A 7,406-nucleotide genomic window follows, 5' to 3' on the forward strand; every position below is an offset into this window, starting at 1 on the left:
GCATCCTGCGCGATCGGCGCCAGATGCCGCGCCGGCAGTGCGGCCAGATCCTCCGCGCGCTCGTGCGGCAGGGTCCACACCAGCGTGTAGTCGGCCGCGCCCGGCCCCGGCAGCAGCGCCATCGGGCCGCCGGCGCCGAAGCGTTCGTGCGCGAGACCCGCGTGCGGGCGGTCGCAGCTGAGGCGCGCCAGCAGCACGCTGTCCGGCAGTTCCCGGTGATGACGCGGCAGGCCGGCCAGGCGGCAGACGGTCGAGTCGCTGCCGTCGGCGGCCACCAGCAGGCGCGTGCGCACGATCTGATCACCGCCGGCGCCGCTCAGCGTCGCGGCCAGCGCCTCGCCGGCGGGCGCGAGTGCGCTCACCGCCGCCGCGCGGGGCGCAATGCCCAGCTCACCGGCCCGCGCCAGCAGCGCCCGCTGCAACGCGCGATCGCCCACCACCCAGCCGAGCGCCGGGGCGCCGACTTCGCGCGCCGCCATGCGCGTGACGCCGGGCGCGCCGCTTTCGGTGACTTCCAGCCGCTCGATGGCCGTGGCCTGGCCCGCCAGCGCCGGCCACACGCGAAGTCCCTGCAGGATGCGCTGGCTGCCGAGGCCGAGCGCCAGCGCGCGCCGGTCGGCGCCATCCGGCGGCGGGGCGGCATCGGCCAACACCACGCGTAGCGCGAGCGGCGCCAGCGCCACGGCGAGCGCCGCGCCGGCCGGCCCGGCGCCGGCGATCAGCACGTCGCAGTCGGCGTTCACGTGCCGGCCATCAGCGCTTCGACCTCGGCCACCGACTTGGGCACGCCGCCGGTGGTGATCTCGTGCCCGCGGCGGGTGACCAGCACGTTGTCCTCGATGCGGATGCCGATGTCCCACCACTGCTTGTCTACGCCCGGCGTGCCCGCGGCGATGTACAGGCCAGGCTCGACGGTGGTGACCATGCCGGGCTCGAACACGCGCCAGGCGTCACCGAGCTTGTACTCGCCGACGTCGTGCACGTCCATGCCGAGCCAGTGGCCGGTGCGGTGCATGTACATGGGCCGGTAGGCGCCCTCGTCGATGAGCTGTTTCAGCTTGCCCTTCAGGATGCCCAGGCGCCGCAGGCCGGCGGTGAGCACTTCGACGGCCGCCTCGTGCGGTTCGTTCCAGTGGTTGCCGGGGCGCACCTTGTCGATGGCGGCGTGCTGCGCGTCGAGCACGATCTCGTACAGCGCCCGCTGCTGCGGGCTGAAATGGCCGTTCACCGGAAACGTGCGCGTGATGTCGGCGGCGTAGCAGTCGAGCTCGCAGCCGGCGTCGATCAGCAGCAGATCGCCGTCGTTCAGGCGCGCGTTGTTGTCCACGTAATGCAGGATGCAGCCGTTGGCGCCGCCGCCGACGATCGGCTCGTAGGCCGGCAGCCGCGCGCCGTGGCGGATGAACTCGTGCCGCAGCTCGGCCTCGATTTCGTACTCCCACATGCCCGGCCGGCACACGCGCATGGCCCGACAGTGCGCCTGCGCACTGATGTCGGCGGCGCGGCGCATGACCTTCATCTCGGCCGCGCTCTTGAACAGGCGCAGGTCGTGCAGCAGGTGGCCGAGATCCACGAACTCGCTCGGCACGTGGATGCCGGCGCGCACCTTGCCGCGCAGGCTGTTCACCCAGCCCAGCACGCGCTGGTCGAACTCGCCGTGCGCGCCCAGGCTGTAGAACACCTTGCCGCGGTTCTCCAGCAGCCCCGGCATGATGTCGTCGAGGTCGGTGATCGGGAACGCGTCGTCGGCGCCGAAAGTCGCCCTGGCGCCTTCGAGCCCCGCACGGCGGCCGGTCCAGGTCTCCTTGGCCGGGTCGCGCTCGCGGCAAAACAGGACGTACTCGCCCTGTGGGCGGCCCGGAATCAGCACCGCCACGGCTTCGGGCTCGGCAAAGCCGGTCAGGTACTGGAAGTCGCTGTCCGGCCGGAAGGGGAATTCCGTGTCGCGATTGCGCGCGTGGTGCGGGTTGGTCGGGATGATGGCGATGCCGCCGTCCATCTGCTGCATCAGCCCGCGGCGGCGAGCGGCGAATTCCCTGGGCGGTATGGTCGGTGTTGCTTTCACGGGGCTGGGCGGTGGGGTAGCGGGTGCGGCGATGTCCGGAAAAATGCGCTTGCCAACATAATTGCCGGCAGGCTTGATAGATCATAGCCGGCCCACCCTGAGCCGGGATGTTGGGAGGACGCGCATGGCCGAGCAGAACGACGCGCCGGAGGGCCTTGAACAGCGCCTTCGCGCTGCCGTGGAGCAGGTCGAGAGCTTTGTGCTGGAGTACCGCGCCATGCGCGCGCGGCATCAACAACTGCTCGGCGAGCGCGCCGAGCTGGTCGACAAGGCCAACGCCGCGCGCAGCCGCGTCGAGACCATGATCGCGCGCCTGAAGAACATGGAGGAATCATGAGCCGGGACAGCGGCGTCGCGGTGCGGGTGCTGGACCGCGAGTACGTGATTGCGGCCGGCGAGGATCAACGCGCGGCGTTGCTGGCGAGTGCCGATTACCTCGGCGCGCGTCTGCGCGAGCTGCGCCGCGGCGGGCGCGTGGCGGGCAACGAGAGCCTGCTGGCGCTGGCGGCGCTCAACATCGCCCACGAGCTGCTGACGGAGCGCGGGGCGCGCCAGGATCAGATCGCCAGCATCGAGCGGCTCGGCGCGCTCGAAGCGCGCCTGACGGCTGCGTTGCGGACACTTGAGCCCACGCCCCATTCCGGGTAATCATGGTCGCGGGTTCCACTGCGGTGTTCGCGAGTGGGTCAATCATTTTCTTGAACCACAAAGCGCAAGCTTTGGGAGTTGTTCGCTGGCCCGTGTGCAAGCCCACCCCGAGTGGGAAGCCTGACGGCCATGCTTCTGCTCCCGCCTTGGACCATCCGGTTCAAGAGTGACGAGCCATAACGGCACAAGTGGTGGAACCCTTCATATCCCTGGCCGCTGATGGAGCACCCTCAGCGGCCTTTTCTTTGCCCGCGCTGCGCCGTCAGTTGCGCGCGGCGCGCCGGCGGATCGGTCGCGCCGAGCGCCGCGCCGCCGCGGCGGCATTGGTACGGCGGCTGGTCGTCCTGCCGACCTTCCAGCGCGCCCGGCGCGTTGCCGCGTACTGGCCGGCCGACGGCGAGATCGACCCGCTGCCCGCCCTGGCGCGCGCCCATGCCACGGGCAAGGCCTGCTATCTGCCGGTGCTGTGTCCGCTGCGCGACGGGCACCTGCACTTCGCGCCCTGGCGGCCGGGCGACCCGCTGGTTCGCAATCGCTACGGCATTCCGGAGCCGGTCTGCCCGCGGCGGATGTGGCTGGCGCCGCGCATGCTGGATCTGGTCCTGCTGCCGCTGGTCGGCTTCGACGCGACCGGCAGCCGGCTCGGCATGGGCGGCGGGTACTACGATCGCAGCTTCGCGCGCGTGCTTCGACACGCCTGGCGCCGGCCGCGGTTGATCGGCGTCGCCTTCGACCGGCAGCGTGTTGCGGCCTTGCCCGGACGACCCTGGGATGTGCCGCTCGATGGCGTGCTGACGCCGCAAGCGGCGTGTGTCTTTGGTGTGCTATGAGGGGTCAAACCGCTATGGTCTAATGCGCGCCCTGCCAGCGCCTTCACTTGCCCTAGCCACGGGGTTTCGCCCATGTCCGACAGCTACCTGTTCACGTCCGAGTCGGTGTCCGAGGGTCATCCGGACAAGATCTGCGACCAGATTTCCGACGCCATCCTGGACGCGTACCTCGCGCAGGATCCTGACGCGCGCGTCGCTTGCGAGAGCCTGACCAAGACCGGCCTTGCGATGGTCGCCGGCGAGATCAAGGTCAAGCCCGGGGTGTACATCGAGACCGAGGACCTGATTCGCGGCGTCATCCGCGACATCGGGTACACCAGCTCGGACATGGGTTTCGACTGGGAAACCTGCGCCGTGTTCAACGCGCTCGGCAAGCAGTCATCCGACATCAACCAGGGCGTCGACCGGGCCGATCCGGAAGACATGGGCGCCGGCGACCAGGGCCTGATGTTCGGTTACGCCTGCCGCGAGACCGACGTGCTGATGCCGGCGCCGATCACCTACTCGCACCGCCTGGTGCGCCGCCAGGCCGAACTGCGCAAGAACGGCACCCTGCCGTGGCTGCGCCCGGACGCCAAGAGCCAGGTCAGTTTTCGCTACGAGGGCGGCCGCCCGGTGCACATCGACACCGTGGTGCTGTCGACGCAGCACGCACCCGACATCAGCCAGGGCGATCTTCGCGAGGCGGTGATCGAGGAGATCATCAAGCCCGTGCTCGGCGACTGGCTCACCGACAAGCCAACCATCCACGTGAACCCGACCGGGCGCTTCGTGATCGGCGGGCCGATGGGCGACGCGGGGCTCACCGGTCGCAAGATCATCGTCGACACGTATGGCGGCATGGCGCGCCATGGGGGCGGCGCGTTCTCGGGCAAGGACCCGTCGAAGGTGGACCGCTCGGCGGCGTACGCGGCGCGCTACGTGGCCAAGAACATCGTCGCCGCGGGTCTTGCCGAGCGCTGCGAGGTGCAGGTGTCTTACGCCATCGGCGTCGCCGAACCCACCTCGATCATGGTCGACACCTTCGGCACCGGGCAGGTCGGCAACGCCACGCTCACCCGGCTGGTGCGCGAGCACTTTGATCTGCGCCCGGCTGGCATCCTGCGCATGCTCGATCTCAAGCGCCCGATCTACCAGCCAACCGCGTCGTACGGCCACTTCGGCCGCGACGAGGCCGACTTCACCTGGGAGCGCACCGACCGCGCCGAGGCGCTGCGCGCCGCCGCGCGCTGAGCCCGGTCGACACCCCGCCGCCGGGCGCGGCGGGGTATTGCCATTGGCGCTCGATCAGCGCAGTCGCTGCAGCAAGCGGCCCGCGAACAGCAGAATGCCGGCCGGCAACACCAGCGCGGTGAACTGCGCGGGCAGGTGCAGCAGCAGGCCAAGGTAGCCCACGGTCTGCGTGACAAAGTACAGCCCAATGCCGGCCACCGTGCCGGCCAGCACGCGCCGGCTGAGCGTGCTCGACCGGTTGCTGCCGAGCACCAGCGGAATCGCCACCAGCATCATCGCGAGCGTCACCACCGGCTGTGCGATCTGCTGCCACAGGCGCAGTTCCTCCTGCGGTGCCTGCTCGCGCCGGCTGCGCAAATCGCGCACGTAGAAATACAGATCGACCGGCGACAGCGCCTGCGGCGGCACCACCAGCACGCCAAGTTGCGTCGCATCCAGAAACGACGGCCAGCCAAGCTGCGCGAGCTGCTGCGCGCGGGCCGGGGCCGGCAGCAGCTCGCGCACCACCACGTCCTGTAACTGCCAGGTCCGACCCGTCCCGAGCTGCGCCCGCTCGGCGTGTACGTAGCGTTGCAGCCGCCCCGCGTCGTCGAATTCGTACACGGACACGTCGACCGGCGTGCGCCCGCGCAGCATGCGCCCGACGTTCACGAAGCTGCGCCCGTCCCGCGACCAGAAGCCGCCGCGAAAATCGACCGACACATCCTCGGCGAGGGCCGCGGCGCGCATGCGCTCGGCGCGCATTTCAAGTGGTGGCGCCACGAACTGCGCCAGCAGCAGCATCAGCGCCAGCAGCGCGAGGCCGGGGACCAGGATCATGCCGATCAGGCGCCGCAGCGGCAGGCCCGCCGCGCGCATGGCAAGGATCTCGTTGCCGTCCGACAGTAGGCCGAGCGGCACCAGCGTGCCGAGCAGCGCAATCACCGGTGTCGCGTCGAGCAGCCGGCGCGGCAGCAGCAGCAGCACATACAGAAAGGCGTCGCCGAGCCGGTACGCGTCGCCGACGTCATCAAGCTGCTGGATGAGATCGATGAAGCTGAACAGGGCCACGAACACCAGCGCCACCAGCCCGTAGCCCTGCGCCATGGCGCGCGCGATGTAGCGGGCAAGAATCATGCGCGCCGCCGCCATTTGGGCAACGCGATCAGCACCGCCAGTACCGCCCCGCCGATCAGCGGCACCAGCAGCACGCCGGGCCACACCGGCAGCTTGCCGTCCTCGACCGCATCGGTCACCACCGCCAGCAGGTTGTAGTAGACGATGCAGCCGAGCAGGCCGGCGGTGAGCTTGCTGGAGCGGCTGCGCCGCGGCGGCATGCGGCTGATCGGCACGCCGAGCAGGCCGAGCAGCACGGTCGAGATCGGCGCCGTGATGCGCCACTGGAGCTCCGCGGTGTCCTCGGGATTGACGGAGGCGGCCAGCTCCCCGTTGTCCGTGGCCTTGCGCCGCTTGCGCACCACCGCGAGCTCCTCGTCGAGGCGCACCGCGAGCGTGCGGTAACTGATCACCATGTCGCTGCCGGCCTCGGCGCCGGTGCCGGGGTCGAGCTGGTAGTAGTGGCCGTTGACGAATTCGATCACCTGACGGCCGTCATCGTCGGTGACCTGCCGCGCCCGCTCGGCGAACACCACGCCGTCGCCGTCACCACTGTCGGCGTGTGTGAACACCTGCAGGCGCTCGTCGCCGTCGGCGGCCTCGCTGAACATGACGAGCCCGCCGGCGAAATCGGCATAGAACCGCCCCGGCGGCAGGCGTGTGAGGTCGAACCGCCGGTCGGCGCTCGCCTCCAGCCGATACACGTTCTGATACAGCTGCGGGCGCACCAGCAGCGAGGCGGTCGCCACCACCACCGCCACCGGCAGTGCCAGCCACAGCACCGCCTGGAACAGCCAGCGCTCGCCAAGGCCGCAGGCCGCCAGCGCCGTGGTTTCCTGGTCGCGTTGCAGGCGACCCAGGCCGAGCGCCACCGACAGCATCAGCGCCATCGGCACGATGGCATCGAGGCTGATCATCAGCTTCAGACCAATCAGCACCGCCGCCAGGCTGCCCGGCAGGGCGCCACTGGCCGCCTCGCCAAGAAAACGGGCCGAGCTGTAGCCGGTGAACACCAGCAGCAGGCTGCCGCACACGACGGCGAACGGGCTCGCCAGTTCACGCAGCAAATAGCGTCGGAGAATCATGAGCAGACGGCGCGGAAACGAGACGTGGCACAGGAGGCGGGCCGGCAGTCTAGCAGGCGGCGGCGCGAGGCCGGACCGCTGTTGAAGCGCGCCCCGGACGCGGCCGCCGGGGGCGCTGGCCGCTGTGGGCGCTGTGTTAGGCTTGGCCGCCGCAGCGCCGCCCCGCGCGCCGCCATTCCGATTTGCGGTCGGTACCGACCTGCACCTTCACGAGGGTCGCCCGCCGGCCCGTCCTGTTTCGCGGAGTCCCGTTCAAGCCATGCAGGCCGTCATCCTGAGCGCCGGTCAAGGCCGGCGCTTGCTGCCCCTCACCGCCGACCGCCCGAAATGCCTGGTTGATCTGCACGGCAAGACGCTGTTGCAGTGGCAGCTCGATGCGCTGCTGGCGGCCGGCGTGGGGCCGGTCACGGTGGTCACCGGCTACGCCAGCGATGCGGTCGAGGCGGTGAT

Annotated in this window: 9 protein-coding genes and 1 other RNA gene; 6 read left to right on the forward strand and 4 right to left on the reverse strand. The window is 70.3% G+C overall.

Annotation, left to right across the window (positions count from 1 at the left end; genetic code table 11):
• Both AB7F93_RS12145 and pepP read right to left on the reverse strand, forming a co-directional pair.
• A partial coding sequence (locus tag AB7F93_RS12145; protein ID WP_428303175.1) for an FAD-dependent monooxygenase occupies window positions 1-743 on the reverse strand: 743 nt, incomplete at its 3' end.
• Complete coding sequence (gene pepP, locus AB7F93_RS12150) at window positions 740-2,047, reverse strand: Xaa-Pro aminopeptidase (protein WP_428303217.1); 1,308 nt, start codon at window positions 2,045-2,047, stop codon at window positions 740-742. The genes AB7F93_RS12145 and pepP, both read right to left, overlap by 4 nt.
• A 142-nt stretch (window positions 2,048-2,189) precedes the next feature.
• Here pepP and AB7F93_RS12155 point away from each other — a divergent pair, with 142 nt between their 5' ends.
• From AB7F93_RS12155 to metK, 5 genes are all read left to right on the forward strand, one after another.
• Window positions 2,190-2,402 carry a TIGR02449 family protein gene (locus AB7F93_RS12155; protein WP_428303176.1) on the forward strand — a complete coding sequence of 71 codons (213 nt, stop codon included), beginning with the start codon at window positions 2,190-2,192 and terminating at the stop codon, window positions 2,400-2,402.
• Window positions 2,399-2,713 carry a cell division protein ZapA gene (locus AB7F93_RS12160; protein ID WP_428303177.1) on the forward strand — a complete coding sequence of 105 codons (315 nt, stop codon included), beginning with the start codon at window positions 2,399-2,401 and terminating at the stop codon, window positions 2,711-2,713. The genes AB7F93_RS12155 and AB7F93_RS12160 overlap by 4 nt, the downstream gene beginning before the upstream one ends.
• A gap of 12 nt (window positions 2,714-2,725) precedes the next feature.
• Window positions 2,726-2,912, forward strand: a non-coding RNA gene (gene ssrS, locus AB7F93_RS12165) — 6S RNA.
• Window positions 2,913-2,958: 46 nt separating this feature from the next.
• Complete coding sequence (locus tag AB7F93_RS12170; RefSeq protein WP_428303178.1) at window positions 2,959-3,543, forward strand: 5-formyltetrahydrofolate cyclo-ligase; 585 nt, start codon at window positions 2,959-2,961, stop codon at window positions 3,541-3,543.
• Between the two features lie 72 nt (window positions 3,544-3,615).
• Window positions 3,616-4,776, forward strand: coding sequence for a methionine adenosyltransferase (gene metK, locus AB7F93_RS12175; protein ID WP_428303179.1), 1,161 nt, complete (start codon window positions 3,616-3,618; stop codon window positions 4,774-4,776).
• Between the two features lie 54 nt (window positions 4,777-4,830).
• On the opposite strand, the gene lptG is transcribed toward metK, so the two are convergent.
• Complete coding sequence (gene lptG / locus AB7F93_RS12180) at window positions 4,831-5,892, reverse strand: LPS export ABC transporter permease LptG (protein ID WP_428303180.1); 1,062 nt, start codon at window positions 5,890-5,892, stop codon at window positions 4,831-4,833.
• Window positions 5,889-6,956: an LPS export ABC transporter permease LptF gene (gene lptF, locus AB7F93_RS12185; protein WP_428303181.1), complete on the reverse strand. Its 1,068-nt coding sequence runs from the start codon at window positions 6,954-6,956 to the stop codon at window positions 5,889-5,891. The genes lptG and lptF overlap by 4 nt, the downstream gene beginning before the upstream one ends.
• Before the next feature lie 259 nt (window positions 6,957-7,215).
• Here lptF and AB7F93_RS12190 point away from each other — a divergent pair.
• The coding region (locus AB7F93_RS12190; protein ID WP_428303182.1) for an NTP transferase domain-containing protein at window positions 7,216-7,406 on the forward strand (191 nt) is incomplete at its 3' end.

This window comes from Immundisolibacter sp., from assembly GCF_050250495.1.
Taxonomy (GTDB): Bacteria; Pseudomonadota; Gammaproteobacteria; order Immundisolibacterales; family Immundisolibacteraceae; genus Immundisolibacter.